Source organism: Sphaerotilus uruguayifluvii, from assembly GCF_013294065.1.
Taxonomy (GTDB): domain Bacteria; phylum Pseudomonadota; class Gammaproteobacteria; order Burkholderiales; family Burkholderiaceae_C; genus Sphaerotilus; species Sphaerotilus uruguayifluvii.
In genome coordinates this window covers 77400-92648 of record NZ_JABSNM010000011.1, presented here as the reverse complement: position 1 = coordinate 92648, position 15249 = coordinate 77400, and the positions used below count along the sequence as shown (strand labels likewise).

The 15249-nt window shown below is 71.7% G+C and carries 14 protein-coding genes; 1 reads left to right on the top strand and 13 read right to left on the bottom strand.

What is annotated here, in order from left to right; all coding sequences use genetic code 11:
* Positions 1-69: 69 nt before the first annotated feature.
* Positions 70-783, bottom strand: coding sequence for a transposase (locus tag HNQ01_RS13420; RefSeq protein ID WP_173805950.1), 714 nt, complete (start codon positions 781-783; stop codon positions 70-72).
* A 138-nt stretch (positions 784-921) separates the two neighbouring features.
* Between HNQ01_RS13420 and cysK the strand changes: the two genes are divergently transcribed.
* Positions 922-1845, top strand: a complete 924-nt coding sequence (gene cysK, locus HNQ01_RS13415) for a cysteine synthase A (RefSeq protein WP_173805949.1) — start codon at positions 922-924, stop codon at positions 1843-1845.
* A 25-nt stretch (positions 1846-1870) separates the two neighbouring features.
* Here the strand turns inward: cysK and HNQ01_RS13410 are convergent, their stop codons facing one another.
* From HNQ01_RS13410 to HNQ01_RS13355, 12 genes are all read right to left on the bottom strand, one after another.
* Entirely contained in the window at positions 1871-3031 is a 1161-nt protein-coding gene (locus HNQ01_RS13410; RefSeq protein ID WP_286180766.1) for a HupE/UreJ family protein, read from the bottom strand.
* The gene (locus HNQ01_RS13405) at positions 3028-4245 is read right to left on the bottom strand and encodes a hypothetical protein (protein WP_173805948.1); all 1218 of its coding nucleotides are present in this window, start codon (positions 4243-4245) and stop codon (positions 3028-3030) included. The genes HNQ01_RS13410 and HNQ01_RS13405 overlap by 4 nt, the downstream gene beginning before the upstream one ends.
* A gap of 21 nt (positions 4246-4266) precedes the next feature.
* Positions 4267-4548 (bottom strand): hypothetical protein, encoded by a 282-nt coding sequence (locus HNQ01_RS13400; protein ID WP_173805947.1) that lies wholly within the window; start codon positions 4546-4548, stop codon positions 4267-4269.
* Between the two features lie 47 nt (positions 4549-4595).
* Positions 4596-6143, bottom strand: coding sequence for a DUF4331 domain-containing protein (locus tag HNQ01_RS13395; protein WP_434801507.1), 1548 nt, complete (start codon positions 6141-6143; stop codon positions 4596-4598).
* A 165-nt stretch (positions 6144-6308) separates the two neighbouring features.
* Positions 6309-7034: an anti-sigma factor gene (locus tag HNQ01_RS13390; protein WP_173805946.1), complete on the bottom strand. Its 726-nt coding sequence runs from the start codon at positions 7032-7034 to the stop codon at positions 6309-6311.
* A gap of 1 nt (position 7035) precedes the next feature.
* A complete protein-coding gene (locus tag HNQ01_RS13385; RefSeq protein ID WP_173805945.1) occupies positions 7036-7665 on the bottom strand; it encodes a sigma-70 family RNA polymerase sigma factor in 630 nt (209 codons plus the stop codon).
* 66 nt (positions 7666-7731) lie between these two features.
* A complete protein-coding gene (gene aroB / locus HNQ01_RS13380) occupies positions 7732-8859 on the bottom strand; it encodes a 3-dehydroquinate synthase (protein ID WP_173805944.1) in 1128 nt (375 codons plus the stop codon).
* Between the two features lie 34 nt (positions 8860-8893).
* Positions 8894-9442 carry a shikimate kinase gene (locus tag HNQ01_RS13375; RefSeq protein WP_173805943.1) on the bottom strand — a complete coding sequence of 183 codons (549 nt, stop codon included), beginning with the start codon at positions 9440-9442 and terminating at the stop codon, positions 8894-8896.
* A 213-nt stretch (positions 9443-9655) separates the two neighbouring features.
* On the bottom strand, positions 9656-11632 hold the full coding sequence (locus tag HNQ01_RS13370; RefSeq protein WP_173805942.1) for an Ig-like domain-containing protein: 1977 nt from the start codon (positions 11630-11632) through the stop codon (positions 9656-9658).
* A 139-nt stretch (positions 11633-11771) separates the two neighbouring features.
* A complete protein-coding gene (locus HNQ01_RS13365; RefSeq protein WP_173805941.1) occupies positions 11772-13967 on the bottom strand; it encodes a type IV pilus secretin PilQ in 2196 nt (731 codons plus the stop codon).
* A complete protein-coding gene (locus HNQ01_RS13360; protein WP_173805940.1) occupies positions 13964-14533 on the bottom strand; it encodes a pilus assembly protein PilP in 570 nt (189 codons plus the stop codon). The genes HNQ01_RS13365 and HNQ01_RS13360 overlap by 4 nt, the downstream gene beginning before the upstream one ends.
* Entirely contained in the window at positions 14530-15249 is a 720-nt protein-coding gene (locus HNQ01_RS13355; RefSeq protein ID WP_434801506.1) for a type IV pilus inner membrane component PilO, read from the bottom strand. The genes HNQ01_RS13360 and HNQ01_RS13355 overlap by 4 nt, the downstream gene beginning before the upstream one ends.

Sequence of the window (15249 nt, the reverse complement as noted above, 5' to 3'; positions counted from 1 at the left end):
CTTCTGAATAAAATTGGGGACAGATCAGCGGATGGCCCTGCCCCGGGCCGCACCGGTCCGGTGCGGCCCTCAGGGCGAGGCCGGGGTCTCGGACCTGGGAGCGCGTGCCGGACGGCCACGCGGGCGCGGGGCCATCGGACGCTCGCAGGAGGCGCCCAGCTTTGCAAGAAATGCGCCCGATCCGAGCGCCCAGCCCTTGAGCGCGCTGTCGGTCTGCATCTGCACCTCGTCGGGCATCAGCGGCTCGTCGAGCAGGCGCTGCCAGGCGATCTCGCGCTCGAAGGGCGTGTTGCCGAGCTGCCAGTAGCAGGCATGCGTGCTCACCAGCATGTCGCGCTGGCGCCCAAGATGGTGCATCGCGCTCGACCAGGCGTACTCGCCGGCCGGCGTGGGCGGGATGAGGCGCTGCGGGTTCTGCTCGATGTAGCGCATGCACGACAGCAGGTGCGGCCCCTCCTCGATGACGGTGGCGCGAAAGCGCCCGTCCCAGAGCGTGCCGATGCGGCCGTGGCGGCGGTTGAAGGCCGCCACGTAGCGCCGGCCGATGGCCTGCAGCATCTTGCTCAGCGCCTCGGCGCTCGGCGGCGTCACCAGCAGGTGCAGGTGATCGGACATCAGCACATAGGCATGCACGGCGACGCGGTGCAGCGCCGCCGATTCGCGCAGCGCGGCCAGATAGGCCAGGCGATCCTCGTCGTCGAGAAAGACGGGCTGGCGGTTGTGCCCGCGCTGGATGACATGGTGGGCAAGGCCGGCGATGGCAAGGCGAGGCAGTCGGGCCATGGGCAGGAAGGACAGGTCGGTCGGGGCCGGGCGGCGGGATTGTCAGCGGCCGACGGTGCTGCTGTCGATGCGCCAGAATGCAGATTCTCCACCCCTCATCCCATCTGTCACGTTCTCGTACCAGGGCAAGGAATTCCGATGAAAGCTGACAACGTTCTCGCCACGATCGGCCGCACGCCGCACATCCGCGTCAACCGCCTGTTCGGCGCGGGCCACGAGGTCTGGATCAAGTCCGAGCGCGGCAATCCCGGCGGCTCGATCAAGGACCGCATCGCGCTGGCGATGATCGAGGACGCCGAGGCCAGCGGCGCGCTGCAGCCCGGCGGCACCATCGTCGAGCCGACCTCGGGCAACACCGGCGTCGGCCTGGCGATGGTGGCTGCGGTCAAGGGCTACCCGCTGGTGCTGGTGATGCCCGAGAGCATGAGCATCGAGCGCCGCCGCCTGATGCTGGCCTACGGCGCGAAGTTCGTTCTGACGCCGCGCGAGAAGGGCATGAAGGGCGCGATCGAGAAGGCGCAGGAGCTGGTCGCCGCCACGCCCGGCGCCTGGATGCCGCAGCAGTTCGAGAATCCGGCCAACGTCGCGGTGCATGTGCGCACCACGGCGCAGGAGATCCTGGCCGACTTTCCCGAGGGTCTGGACGTGCTGATCACCGGCGTGGGCACCGGCGGCCACCTGTCGGGCTGCGCGCAGGCGCTCAAGGCCGCCTGGCCGAACCTGAAGGTGTTTGCGGTCGAGCCGGCGGCCTCGCCGGTCATCAGCGGCGGTGCGCCCGCGCCGCATCCGATCCAGGGCATCGGCGCCGGCTTCGTGCCGAAGAACCTGCACACCGAGCTGCTCGACGGCGTGATCCAGGTCGAGGCCGAGGCCGCACGCGAGATGGCCCGCCGCAGCGCCCGCGAGGAAGGCCTGCTGGTGGGCATCTCCAGCGGCGCGACGCTGGCGGCCATCGCCCAGAAGCTGGCCGAGCTGCCGGCCGGCAGCCGCGTGCTCGGCTTCAACTACGACACCGGCGAACGCTACCTGTCGATCGAGGGCTTCCTGCCGGTCGAGGGCTGAGGCCCGCGGCGCCCGACGCCGCGGCTCAGGGCAGCGGCAGCAGCGACAGGTCCAGACCGCGCTCGGCGGTCCAGACCAGCGCCAGCAGCGCGATCGCGCCGGAGCCGCCCTGCACCGCCAGCCGCCGGTAGCCCGGCGCATGGCGCAGCGCGATCGCCAGCGGCAGCAGCACCGCCACCAGCGCGAGCTGCCCGAGCTCCACGCCGAGGTTGAAGCCCAGCAGCGGCAGCAGCAGATGCCCCTCGCGCAGGCCGAGATCCTGCAGCGGCCCGGCAAAGCCGAAGCCGTGCACCAGCCCGAACAGGCTGACCAGCGGCCAGCGCGGCCCGGGCAGCAGCGGGCGCAGGTTGTCGATCGCGGCCAGCAGGACGCTGGCGGCGATCAGCGACTCGACCCAGCGCGAGGGCGGCGCCAGCATGCCGGTGGCGGCCAGCATCAGGGTCAGCGAATGCGCCAGCGTGAAGGCGCTGACCAGCGTCAGCGCCTCGCGCCAGGCCGAGGCGGCCGTCTCCCGCGGCGACCAGCCCGGCCCGTCGCGCCGCCAGACCGCCACCAGCAGCAGCGTGACCAGAAAGAGAATGTGGTCCAGCCCGATGGCGATGTGGTGCAGCCCTTCGCCGACGAAGTCGACGAAGCCCGCGCCGCCGCCCAGCGTCCAGTCGCGCGTGCCCGCGCCCGGCACCAGCACCGCGGAATGCACCGTGCCTCGCGCCCGGTCCTCCAGACGCAGCAGCCCGCGATGCGCCGGATCGCTGGCGGCGAACATGCGGTAGTCCAGCCGAAGCGACCGCACCGCCGCCGCGCAGACCCGGGTCGCACGCAGCACCGCCGCCGGACCATCGGCATGACGCTCGATCTGGAGCGCGAGGCGCTCGCGCACCGGACAGTCGACCCCGTCGGCCTGCACCGTCACGCCGGCCTCGGCCAGGCTGACGATCTCGGCCTCGCGCCGGCGAATCTCGGCCCAGCGCAGCACGCCGTCGTCATCGGCATCCAGCCCCAGCTCGCGGTCGAGATCGCGCAGCGACAGGTCGATGCGCTGCTCGATGCGCGCACCGTCGATGCGCCAGTCCAGATAGGCATCGCTGGCCTGGTGCGCCCAGGCCACCGGGCAGGCCAGCGTGCACAGCAGGAACAGCAGCGCCGCCATCAGGCCGCACGGCCTGCGGTGAAGGCTTCGGTTCATGAGACCTCCCGGGCCGGGGCTGCGGTCGGCTCGCGCAGGCGCCGATCGACCCGGGCAGGGTCGGCCGTCCAGGCCCGCAGCAGCCGCATGGCCTCGTCGGACCGGCCCGCCGCCCGTGCGCTGCGCCACAGCAGCACCGCGTCGGCCGGTTCGCGCTGCGAGGCCCAGTTGTCGCGCGCCAGCGCCCAGGCCCGCGGCGCATCGGCCTCCACGTCCAGCGCCAGCCGCGCTTCCTCGCGGGCGTGGGGCTCGCCCCGCCGGCGCGCCGTCTGCAGCTGCTCGCGCATGCGGGCCAGCTCGTCGCCGACCCGCGCATCCTTCAGCCGGGCCATCGCGACCAGCCGGCGCAGCCGCAGCGCGTCGGCCTCGGCCGGTCCGGTCGAGACCAGCGCCAGCGCCTCGCCCGCGCGACCGCGGTCGAGCAGCCAGTCGGCCAGCGCGGCGATCGCATACGGGTCCTGCGCCGGAGCGGCCGCCTGCCGCAGCAGCGCCTCGGCCTGGGCCTCGTCGCCCAGACGCACCGCCAGTTCGCCGCGCACCAGCGCCAGCCAGCGGTCCTGCGGCGCCTGGCGCGCCAGCGCCTCCAGACGCCGTGCCGCCTGGCGCGGATCCCCGCCGGCCAGGCTGTCGATCTCGGCCTCGCAGACCTCGGCCGCCCGGGCCAGCCCCGCACCGGCGGCCGCCAGCTCGGGCGCCTGCAGGGCGCGGCAGGCGCGCGCCGCCTCGGCCAGACGACCCTGCACCTGCAGCACCGCGACCTGCGTCAGCCCGGCCTGGGCCCGCAGCGCCAGCGGCACCGACGCGTCGCCCGCCAGCGCCTGCAGGTCGAGCAGCGCAGGCGCGAACTCATGCCGTGCCTGCAGGATCGTGGCACGCAGCAGCCGCACCGGCGCCGGTGCGTCGCGCTGCGCCCACCACGGCGCCAGCGCGGCCTGCGCGGCGCCGTACTCGCGCGGATCGCCCTCGCGGCGGGCGCGGTCGATCGCCTCGCGCGCCACCGCCAGCGCCAGCGGCAGACGCGAGGGATCGCGCTGCAGCTCGGCGCGGGCGCGGCGCTCGGCCAGGCCGGGCCGGGCCGGCAGCCGCTCGACCACCTCCTCGTCGGAGGCAGGCGTGAACGGCGCCGCCTGCAGCGGACCGGCCAGGACCAGCAGTCCCGCCAGCACGAGGCCACGGCCCGGCCGGGCGGGCAGCGATGTCGAGGCGATGGGCATCGGCCAAGCTCCCCGCGCCGCTCAGCGCAGCTCGACCGGCTCGGCGGTCTCGGAGGTCGGCGGCACGACCATCGCCAGATCGATCGGCTCGGCGGTGTCGTCGGACTGGGCCGCCAGCGTCGAGGCGAAGCCGCTGTAGGCCTCGGCCGAGACGGTGGCGCTGGCCGGCACCTCGGTGATGACGGTCGCGCCGGCATGGGCCGCGGTGTCGCCGCTGCCGCCGCAGGCCGCCAGCAGCAGGGCCAGGCCGGCCGCGCCCAGAAGGCGGCCGCCACGGTGGCGCCAGGACAGGCAAGAGGTCATGGTGATGCTCCGGATGAGGATGGTGGAATGCGCGTTCGCCTCGCGGCTCACTTGCTGCCGGGCACCGGCGTGTTCAGGTAGGGAAAGCCGGCCAGCAGCGGCACCGCGGCCTGGTCGACCGCGTCATGCAGCTTCAGCGCCGTCGCGCCCAGCGGCACCGCGGACGGACGGCAGGCCGAGCCGAAGCCGAGCTTGTCGGTGTCGCCATTGGCCAGGCACAGCCCGCCCATCACCGCCACCAGCGAGATGTCGACCACATCGTCCTTGGGCCGGCGGCCATTCGGAAAGCCGGCGTTGTCGTTGCCGCCGGCCAGCAGGTTGCCGACGATGCCGAGCCGGTTCTGCTCGGCATAGGCCACCGGCGCGATGCCGGTGTTCAGCCGCAGCATTTCCGAGGCGACGACGTTCTTCGGCTGGTTCACGCCCTTGATGCCGGTCAGGAAGGTGGTGACCAGATCGGTGCGCGGCAGGTTGGTCGGCGCGGTCTTCGGCAGGTTCAGCGCGATCTCCAGCAGCGCCGGCAGCGTCGGATGGGTCACGTAGTCGGCGAACTGCGCATCGCCCGAGGGCTTGGAGGCGTTGAAGCGGTCCTTGTCCTTCAGCCCGATGACCACCTCGTTGACCAGGGGCATGCCCAGGCGCGACACCTGCGTCCAGGCGCCGCCGGCGCGCTCGCTGGCCTGGTGGCCGCTGCCGGGCCTGCCGTCGATCAGCCGGGCCTGGCGCAGGCTGGCGCTGGTCCAGCCGCCGATCACGTCGTCGCCATGGGTCAGGCAGCTGCGGTGGATCTCCAGCGCGATCGCGGTGACGTTCTTCGCGCCGAGCGGGTTGGGCACCGCGCCGGTCAGCGCCGGATCGGTGATGACCGAGACCGGCGCGTTGACCAGGTCGAAGACCGGACCGAGATTGACCGCGAACGGATCCTGGCGCTGGCCGACAAACATCCGCCCTGGCGTCGCGCAGCCCGGAATCGCGACCGCATGCACATGCCTGGCGGCGTAGCCGGCGTAGTCGGGAATCGTCTTGACGCCGATGTTGTCGACCGGCTTGGCAAAGGTCTCGCTGCCGGTGCCGACCTGGGTCAGCGCCTGGCGGGTGCCGGTGCGGCGGTCGCCGCGCACCACCTGCACGGTATAGGTCTCGGCCAGCTGCAGGTTCGGGTCGCCCACCTGCGAGACCTGGCCGGACTGGACCAGCGGAATGCCGACCGAGCGGTCGCCGATCTTCAGGCTGGTGCCGGCGCCGCCGTTGGACAGGGTGTTGCGGAAGCGGAACTGGAAGCTCAGGTCCTCCTTCGCGTCCCCGTTGTTGTCGATGTGGATCTCGTAGAGCGCGTTCGGATCGAGCGCGAAGTAGTTCGGGCCGCCGTAGGCGTCCTGCAGCGGCAGGTAGTTGGCGATCAGCGTGACGAAGTCGGAGCGGCCGGCCTCATAGCTGCGGAACATGTAGAAGTCGCTGGCATCGACCTTCGGGGCGGTGGTGATGAAGGGCGCCTCGCGGTGGCTGGAGGCCTGGGCGCCAGGGGCGAGCAGCGTCAGGGCCAGCGGGATCGCGGCCAGCGGGCCGCCGATGCGTTGCAGGGTCGTCGACAAGATCGTTCTCCTTCAGGGCCGGATGCGGGAGGGTCGGGAGGGACGGTCGCCGCGGTGCGGCGCCTGTCCTTTCCCTACGCAGCCCGGCGAAGACCGGATGCGCCCCTTCTTTCAACAGGGTCTTTCGGGAGATCGATCCGGCCCGGAGGCCGGGCTCGGAGGCGGAACTCAGATGTCGATCTGGCCGACCGAGACGACCGGCCCGGTCGGCTGGCCGGTGGGCGATCCGCCGGCGGGCTCGACGCTGATCGCGAAGGCGCGGGTATCGTCCAGCAGCCGGGCACGGCGCAGCACGGTCTGTCCGTGCGCATCGACCAGGCCGAGCGAGCGCGGCGCCCCGTCGGCCGGCAGCGCCCACAGCTCCAGCGCACGCCCGGCCTCGAGCGGCACCAGATCGATCGGACGCAGCACCAGGGCCTGGCCATCGGCGCTGACGCTGGCGACGAAGCTGGCGTGCATCACTCCGCCACCCGATCCGCCGCCCGACTTCGGGCTGGCCCCCAGCAGCACCACGATCGGCGCACCGTCCGAATCGGCGGGCGGCGGCTGCAGCATCAGCACCGCCATGCCCAGCGCTGCCGCGCTCGCCAGGCCGCTGAGCAGGCGCCACGGCAGCAGCTGCTGCCACCAGCGTGCGGGCGCCTCGTCGGGCGCCGGTGCCGGCTCGCCGAACAGGCGCCGCTCGATCTGCTGCCAGACCCGGTCGGGCGGCGCGACCGGCGCCACGCTCTGCGACATCGGCTCCAGCCGCAGCCGCCAGCCCTCGACCGCCTCGCGCAGCGCCGGATGCGCCGGCAGCAGCGCCTCGAAGCGCCGGCGGGCGGGCCCGCGCAGCGTGCCCAGCACATAGGCCGCCGCCAGCCGGTCGGCCCGTTCGCGTCGTCCGTAGTCCATCTCAGCGCTCCCGGGCCACCGCGTGGCCCAGACAGTCCTTCAGCGCCAGCAGCGCGCGGCGCACCCAGCTCTTGACCGTGCCCAGCGGCTGGGCGAGATGCTCGGCCACCTCGGCGTGCGACAGCCCCTGGTAATAGGCCAGCGCGACGCACTGCTGCTGCTCGGCCGACAGCCCCTGCACGCAGCGCGAGAGCTCGCGCGCCTCGGCCGCCTGGTGCAGCAGCTCCTGCGGCCCGGCCGCGTCGTCGGGCAGATCGGCCAGCAGGTCGCCGCCCTCCTCGTCGCCCTCGTCGTCGGCGACATGACGGCTGACGGTGCGCACCTCGCCGCGACGGCGGCGCAGGCTGTCGATCGCACGATGGCGCGCGATGCTGGTCAGCCAGGTCAGCGGCTGGCTGCGCTGCGGGTCGAAGCTTCCGGCGGACTGCCAGAGGCTGATGTAGATGTCCTGCAAGAGGTCCTCGGCGCGGGCTGTGTCAGGCTGTATACGCAGCACGACGCCAAACAGATGCGCGGAGGTCTCGCGGTAGAGCGCCGCGAAGGCCTGGCGGTCGCCCAGGGCGATGCGCGACAGCCAGGCGGCCAGCCGGTGGCTGCGCTGGGCCCAGGCGTCGACAGGCGTGCTCGGCATCGGCGGGACTCCTCGGATGGAATGGTCGTGCGAAACGGCACCCGGCCAACCGGCCCGGGCAGACCGTCAGCCGGCGCTGCAGTGTGCCGCGAGCACCTCGCGCACCATCGCTTCAGGAGCGCCCTGCATCCGGGCACTTCCGAGGCGGTCGATGACGACGAAGCGGATCTCGCCGCCCTCGGACTTCTTGTCGATCTGCATCAGCTGCAGGTAGCGCTCCGCCCCCAGGGCCGGGCCGACCACCGGCAGGCCGGCACGCTCGCACAGCACCCGCACCCGCGCGACGAACTCGGCCGGCATCAGGCCGAGCCGCGCCGACAGGTCGGCGGCCATGACCATGCCGCAGCCGACCGCCTCGCCGTGCAGCCACTCGCCGTAGCCCAGGCCCGCCTCGATCGCGTGGCCGAAGGTGTGGCCGAAGTTCAGGATGGCGCGCAGGCCGCTCTCGCGCTCGTCGCAGCCCACCACCTGCGCCTTGATCTCGCAGGAGCGCTTGACCGCCTGCGCCAGCGCCGCCTTGTCGCGCGCGCGCAGCCGCTCGACGTTCGCCTCGATCCAGGCGAGGAAGTCGGCGTCGGCGATCGGGCCGTACTTGATGACCTCGGCCAGTCCCGCCGACAGCTCGCGCTCGGGCAGCGTGTCGAGCGTGTCGAGGTCGCAGATCACGCGCACCGGCTGGTAGAACGCGCCGATCATGTTCTTGCCGAGCGGGTGGTTGATCGCGGTCTTGCCGCCGACCGACGAGTCGACCTGCGACAGCAGCGTCGTGGGCACCTGCACGAAGGGCACGCCGCGCATGTAGCAGGCCGCGGCAAAGCCGGTCATGTCGCCGACCACGCCGCCGCCCAGCGCGAACAGCACCGTCCTGCGGTCGCAGGTGGCGCCCAGCAGCGCGTCGTAGATGCGCTCGAGCGTCGCGGCGTCCTTGAAGGCCTCGCCGTCGGGCAGCTCGACCGTCAGCACCCGCGCGTAGTGCGGCGCCAGCGCCGCCTGCAGCCGGGCGGCGTACAGCGGCCCGACGGTGGTGTTGGTGACGATCATCGCGGTCTGCGCCTTCGGCAGGCCGGTCCAGGCTGCGGGATCGTCCAGCAGGCCGGTGCCGATCAGGATGTCGTAGCTGCGATCGCCCAGCTCGACGCGGACGGTCGCGCGGATCGGGGCGGCGGGGGAAGGAGCGGCGGAGGTCGTCGGCATCATGGCGGGCGGATGAGCGTCGTCGGCGGCCGGGTCAGCGGCGGGAACGGGAAGGCAGGCTGCCGGGCAGCGGCCGCTCGTCGTCGGGCACGACGCCGGCCAGCTCCAGCTGCATCAGGATCATGTTGACCAGCGTCGGCACCGAGGGGCGGCCGGTCTCGATGACGAAGTGCGCGGTCTCGCGGTAGAACGCGTCGCGGTCGCGGTAGAGCTCGCGCAGCTTGCGCAGCGGGTCGGCCACCTGCAGCAGCGGGCGCTGGGTGTCGTGGCGCAGCCGGCGAAACAGCTCCTCCGGCGAGGCGCGCAGATAGACGACGACCGAGTTCTCCTTGAGCGCGCGGCGGTTGGCCTCGCGCAGCACCGAGCCGCCGCCGGTGGCCAGCACGATCGGCGGACGGATCTGCACCAGCTCGGCGATCACCTGCTGCTCCAGGTCGCGGAAGGCCTGCTCGCCCTCGCGCTCGAAGTAGGCGCGGATCGACATGCCGATGCGCTGCTCGATCTCGACGTCGGCATCGACGAAGCGCCAGCCCAGGGCGGCCGCGAGATGCCGGCCGGCGGTGGACTTGCCGGCGCCGGGCATGGCGACAAGGCTGACGGAGGAGCCGGGGCGGACGCGGGGGTCGCCCCCGTCGGACGAGATGGAAGACACGCGGGCGGGGGAGGAAGTCGGACAGGTCGGGAAAAGACGCGAACGGCGCCGGAACGCGGAGTTCCGGCGCCGTCACGGGCGTCAAGTCTAACGCGGCTCGCTCGGGCACAGCCGCAGGCGGCCGGCGCGGCCGCCCCCGGCGGATCAGTTGATGCCGCCGAGGTCGTAGGTGTAGCTCTGGCCGTTGGGCATCTTGATCGTCAGGTCGATCGCGCCGGGCGCCTCCAGCGCCTTGGTGCAGTCGTCGAGCTCGGCGGTCAGCAGGTGCGTCGTCGGCGCGGTGCCGCTGGTGATCGGGCTGTTGTCGATCTTGATCGAGGCGCCCTTGGCCTTGGTCGAGACCGCCAGCGTCGCGCCCACGGGAATGCGGTTGCCGCCCAGCGCATCGGCCGCGGTGTTGGCGTCGCGCACGCAGATCATCTGCGTGATGCGGCACGACGAGGTGGTCGGCGAGAAGACCAGCCGGCTGCTGCCGCCGATCGCGCTGCCGGAGCAGCTGTCCGCCTGCAGACGCGGCGGCCGGCTGGCATCGGAGAGCACGAACAGCCGGCTCAGGCGCACATAGGTGTTGCCGTCCCAGCTGCCGTTGGCGGCGGAGCCGGCGATGTACTCGCCGCTGGCGCTGTCCATCACGCTGTTCTCGTTGCTGTCGACGAACACCGGACCGAGGTCGACGAAGTTCTCTCCGGCGGTGTACTTCTGGTCGCCGTCGGCATCGACGAAGGACTCCTCGCCCTGCGCGTAGGCCAGCACGGTCACGCGACCGTCGGCCGGACGGTAGTTGCTGGTGACGAACTTGGTCGTGCAGACCCCGTTGACGGTCGAGCACTTGGCCGGAATGACGCTGGCGCCTTCGGCGACGAAGCTGATGACCGTGCCATCGGGCACCGGGTTGGCGAAGCGGTCGTTGAGCTGCACGCGGATGTCGCTCTCGGTGCCGTCGCGGCTCCAGCCATCCGGGTTGTAGGCGCTGGCCGCGAAGCTGAAGGCGTTCTGCGTCGGCAGGCCGGCGTTGATCGCCAGCACATTCGACAGAGTCATCAGCGGCGACCCTGTCGGCAAGACGGCATCAGAACCATCAGCGTTCAGCACCTTGGCACGCACACGAACCGGGGTCGGCGTGGACTTGGCGGCCACGGAAACCGTAACAACGCCGTTGGCATCCGTCGGCAGGGATGTGGCGCCCAAGATGGCCACATTCGGAATATCAAGAGAGAACGCGACCATGCGATTGGCAATCACGCCTCCGGAAGGATCCTTGAGCTTGAAAGACACCTGGGAAGAAATCGCACAGCCGCTGCCGGCCAAGCAGATCTTGTCCGGCGAGGCCGAGACGAACTCGAGCGACTGCGCGATCGGCGTGGCCACCACCAGATCGACCTGCTTCTGCTGGCTGGTGCCGGAGAGCGAGGCGCTGATGCGGTCGGTCGACGCGCAGCCCTTGTCCTGGTAGGTGGTCGAGGCGCTGGAGCCGGTCACGGTGATCGAGGCCGGCGACAGCACGGCCTTGCCGGCGGTGGCGCAGGTCGACGAGAAGTTGACCGTCACCGGCGAGGCGGACGAGGCGCCGCTGACGGTGACCGTCACCACGGAGGCGCCGTAGGACGAGATGCTCGCCGGCGAGGCCGCGGCCGCGGTCAGGCTGACATTGGTCGCCGAGACGGTGAAGACCTTCTGCGCGGTCAGCGCGGTGCTGCTGCCCGAGGGCGTGAAGCTGGCGGTGACGACATCGGCACCGACCTGGCCCGAGACGGGCTGCAGCGTCGTCGTCGCCTGTCCGCTGGCGTCGGTCTTGACGCGGGCGACATCGACGGTGGCCGCGCCATTGGCCACCGAGAAGGTCACCAGCACGCCCGCGGCGGCGGTGCCGTCGGCGTTCTTGGCCTGGGCGGTCACCGTGCCGGGCGTCGAGGCGCTGATGCTGTCGGACGACATCGCCACGACGATGCTCGCGCTGGCGGTCGTGGTGGTCGTGGGGCCGCTGCCGGTGGGGCTGTCCGTGCTGGAGCAGCTGCTGGCGAAGTTGCTGCAGCCGGCGTCGCTGCCGCCTCCGCCGCAGCCGGCCAGGATGGAAGCGGCCGCCAGCGCGAGCGCGCTGACGCGAAACATGGTGGTGGTCATGGATTCCCCTGCTCTGCCTTGCGGCTCCTGCGCGACGCCCGGCCCGAGGCGGGGCGTGCGCGTTCTTGTCGATTCTGCATGCTCCGGGAGCGCCCGGACAGACCGGACCGTGCCACCCGGACGGTCCTGCCGTGAACCATCAACGCGCCGCGGCGCTGCGATCGGTGATGACCTTCGGCGTCAGGAAGACCAGCAGCTCGGTCTTGCTGGTCGCGCGGGTCTTGTTGCGGAACAGCGCGCCCAGGTAGGGAATGTCGCCGAGCAGCGGCACCTTGTTGACCGACTCGGTCTCGTCGATCTGGAAGATGCCGCCGATCACCACGGTGCCGCCGTTCTCGACCAGCACCTGCGTCTTCACATGCTTGGTGTTGATCGCGTAGCCGGCCGAGGTCGACTGGCCGACGCTGTCCTTGTTGACGTCGACGTCGAGGATGATGTTGCCCTCGGGCGTGATCTGTGGCACGACCTCGAGCTTCAGGTTGGCCTTGCGGAACTGGATCGCGGTGGCGCCGCTGGACGTCGCCGACTGGTAGGGCAGCTCGGTGCCCTGCTCGATCAGCGCCTTGACCTGGTCGGCGGTGATGACACGCGGGCTCGACACCAGCTTGCCGCGGCCTTCGGCCTCCAGCGCCGACAGCTCCAGGTTCAGGAAGCGGTTCGACGCCGCGCCGAACAGCGACAGCGCGAAGGTGGCCGCGCTGGCACCGCCCAGGCTGGTCGTGCTGGCGGGCAGGTTGACGAACTGGGTGTTGCTGTAGTCGTTGGTCGAGGACTGGCCGGTGGTGTAGCCGATGCCGCCGTAGTTGCCGCCGACCGCGAGGTTGCCCAGGCCGACGTTCCAGCCCGGCACGCCGCCGTTGACGCCCCGCCGGTCGCTGCTGCCGAGCTTGACGCCCAGCGATCGGCCGAAGGTGTCCTCGGCCTCGACGATGCGCGCCTCGATCATCACCTGGCGCACCGGGATGTCGATCTTGGCGATCATCTGGCCGATCTCCTCGAGCTTGGCCGGGATGTCGGTGACGAAGAGCTGGTTGGTGCGCGACTCCGAGATCACCGAGCCGCGCTTGGACAGCAGCCGGGTCGCCGAGCCGCTGGCCCCGGCAGAGGCCGTCGACTGCTGGCCCGACAGGCTCTTGGCGATCTCCTCGGCCTTGGTGTAGTTGAGCTGGAAGGACTGCGTGCGCAGCGGCTCGAGCTCGGCCACCTGGGCCTTGGCCTCGAGCTCGGACTTCTCCTTCGCGGCGAGCTCGTCCTTCGGCGCGACCCACAGCACGTTGCCCTGCTTCTTCACGCCCAGGCCCTTGGCCTGCAGGATGATGTCGAGCGCCTGGTCCCAGGGCACGTCCTTCAGCCGCAGCGTGACGTTGCCGGTCACGGTGTCGCTGGTGACGATGTTGAAGTTGGTGAAGTCGGCGATGACCTGCAGCAGCGCCCGCACCTCGATGCTCTGGAAGTTCAGCGACAGCTTGTCGCCGCTGAAGCCGGGGCCGGCGGTGAGCTTCTGCGGGTCGACCTTGACCGGCCGGACCTCGAGCACGAACTGGCTGTCGGTCTGGTAGGCGCTGTGCTCCCAGTTGCCGCGCGGCTCGATGGTCATGCGCACCCGGTCGCCGACCTGCGTCGTCGAGACCGACTGCACCGGCGTGCCGAAGTCGGTCACGTCGAGGCGGCGGCGCAGCCCCTGCGGGGCGGTCGAGCGCAGGAACTCGACGATCAGGTTCTGGCCCTGCTGGCGGATGTCGACGCCGACCTGGTTGCTCGCCAGGTCGACGACGACCCGGCCGGCCCCGTCGCGGCCGCGGCGGAAGTCGATGTCGCGCAGCGCCTCGGCCGAGGCGTTGTGGCTGTCGGCGAAGTGCAGCGGCTCGGCCGACGCACGCACGCCGCCCGGCGCGGCCGCCGGCGTGGCGGTCGGCACGGTGACCGGGTCCAGCGTCACGACCAGCGCCTTGCCGTCGATCTCGGCGCGGTAGCGGGTGGCCTGCTTCAGGTTCAGCACCAGCCGGGTGCGGTCGCTGCCCTGGGCCAGCGCGATCGAGCGCAGGTTGCCCTGGTTGACCTCCTGCGTGCCGCGACCGGTGGCGTTGACGACGCCGGGCAGGTCGAGCGCGACCCGGGCCGGCGACTGCAGCACGAAGCCGGCCGGCGGCGCCGTCAGCGGCTCGCTGAACTCCAGCCGGATCACCTCGCTGCCGTCCTTCAGGCCGTTGGTCAGCGACTGGATCGCGTTCTGCGCGAAACCGATGGCCGGCGCGGCAGCCAGCGCAGCCAGTGCGGCCAGGCGCATGCTCCAGCGGGAGATCATCGGTCGGGCGTTTTCCTCGGTGGTCTTCATCGCTTCTCCTGGGCCCGCTCCTGGAGGGTCAGCGTGCTGGTGCGCTCGACGATTTCTCCGAGGGTGTCAGGCACGAGTTCGCGCAGGGCAATCTCGGTTTCCGTGATGCGGGTGATGCGGCCGTAGTTCTGGCCCATGTGGTCACCCACCTTGACTTGGTAGATCAGGCTGTCGGCCTTCAGCAGCGCGTAGGGCTGGCCGCCGCGGGTGACGCTGCCGACCATCGCCAGCGCGTCGAGCGGATAGGCCTCGAGCGGCTCGCGGCGGCGGTTCATCTCGGCGGCGAGCAGCGAGTTGGGCTGGCGGCTCTCCTGCTTGAGCAGGCCCTGCAGCTTCTGCACGCTGAAGGGCTCGACCTGCGTGACGGCGCGGTAGGGCTCCGGATCGAAGCGGCGCGGCGGCACCAGCGGCGAGACATGCGGGCGCGCGGTGCGGCGCTGCTCCTCCATCCAGGCGCGCAGTTCCTCGTGCGGATCGGAGCAGCCGGCCAGCGCCAGCAGCCCCAGGGCCGCGGCCCCGGCCAGCAGTCGCAGCCCGGTCCGGGAATCGGCGGTGCGCGTGCTCATGGCGTGCCTCCTGCGGGCTTCGGGCCCTTGCCGTCGCGCGCGGCGGCCTGCTGCGCCTTGCGCCGCTCGGTGACCTCGGCCGGATCGAGATAGCGGTAGGTGCGCGCGACCGCCTCCATCGCCAGCGGCGCGCCGGGCGCGGCCTGCGCCGCCTGGCCGCTGCCGGGCGTCGGCACCGAGATGACGAGGTTGTGCAGCGTGACGATGCGCGACAGGTTGGCGACGTCGGCGGCGAAGGAGCCGATGTCGTGATAGCGGCCGGTCACGCGCAGCGAGATCGGCAGCTCGGCGTAGTAGTCGCGCACGATCTCCTGGCCCGGACGGAAGAGCTCGAACTGCAGCCCGCGGCCGAGGCCGGCCTGGTTGATGTCCGACAGCAGCGCGTCCATCTCGGCCTTGCCGGGGAGCTGGCGCTCGAGCTGGGTCACGTATTCCTGCACCTGCAGCTTCTGCTTGCGCAGCTCGTCGAGGTTGATCGCCTGCGCGAGCTTGGCCTGGTACTCGTTCTTCAGCGTGGCCTCGCGGTTGCGCGCGCTCTCGAGCTCGTCGGAGGCGTCGGAGATCAGCGCGAACCAGCCCAGGCCGACGGTGACGGCCGTCACCGCGAGCCAGGCGGCCAGCTTGGGCAGCAGCGGCCACTGGCCCGGCTTGTTCGGATCGAGATTGCGGAACTGCGAGGCGACCTGCTCGGCCAGCGTGTCGAGTTCGATGTTCAT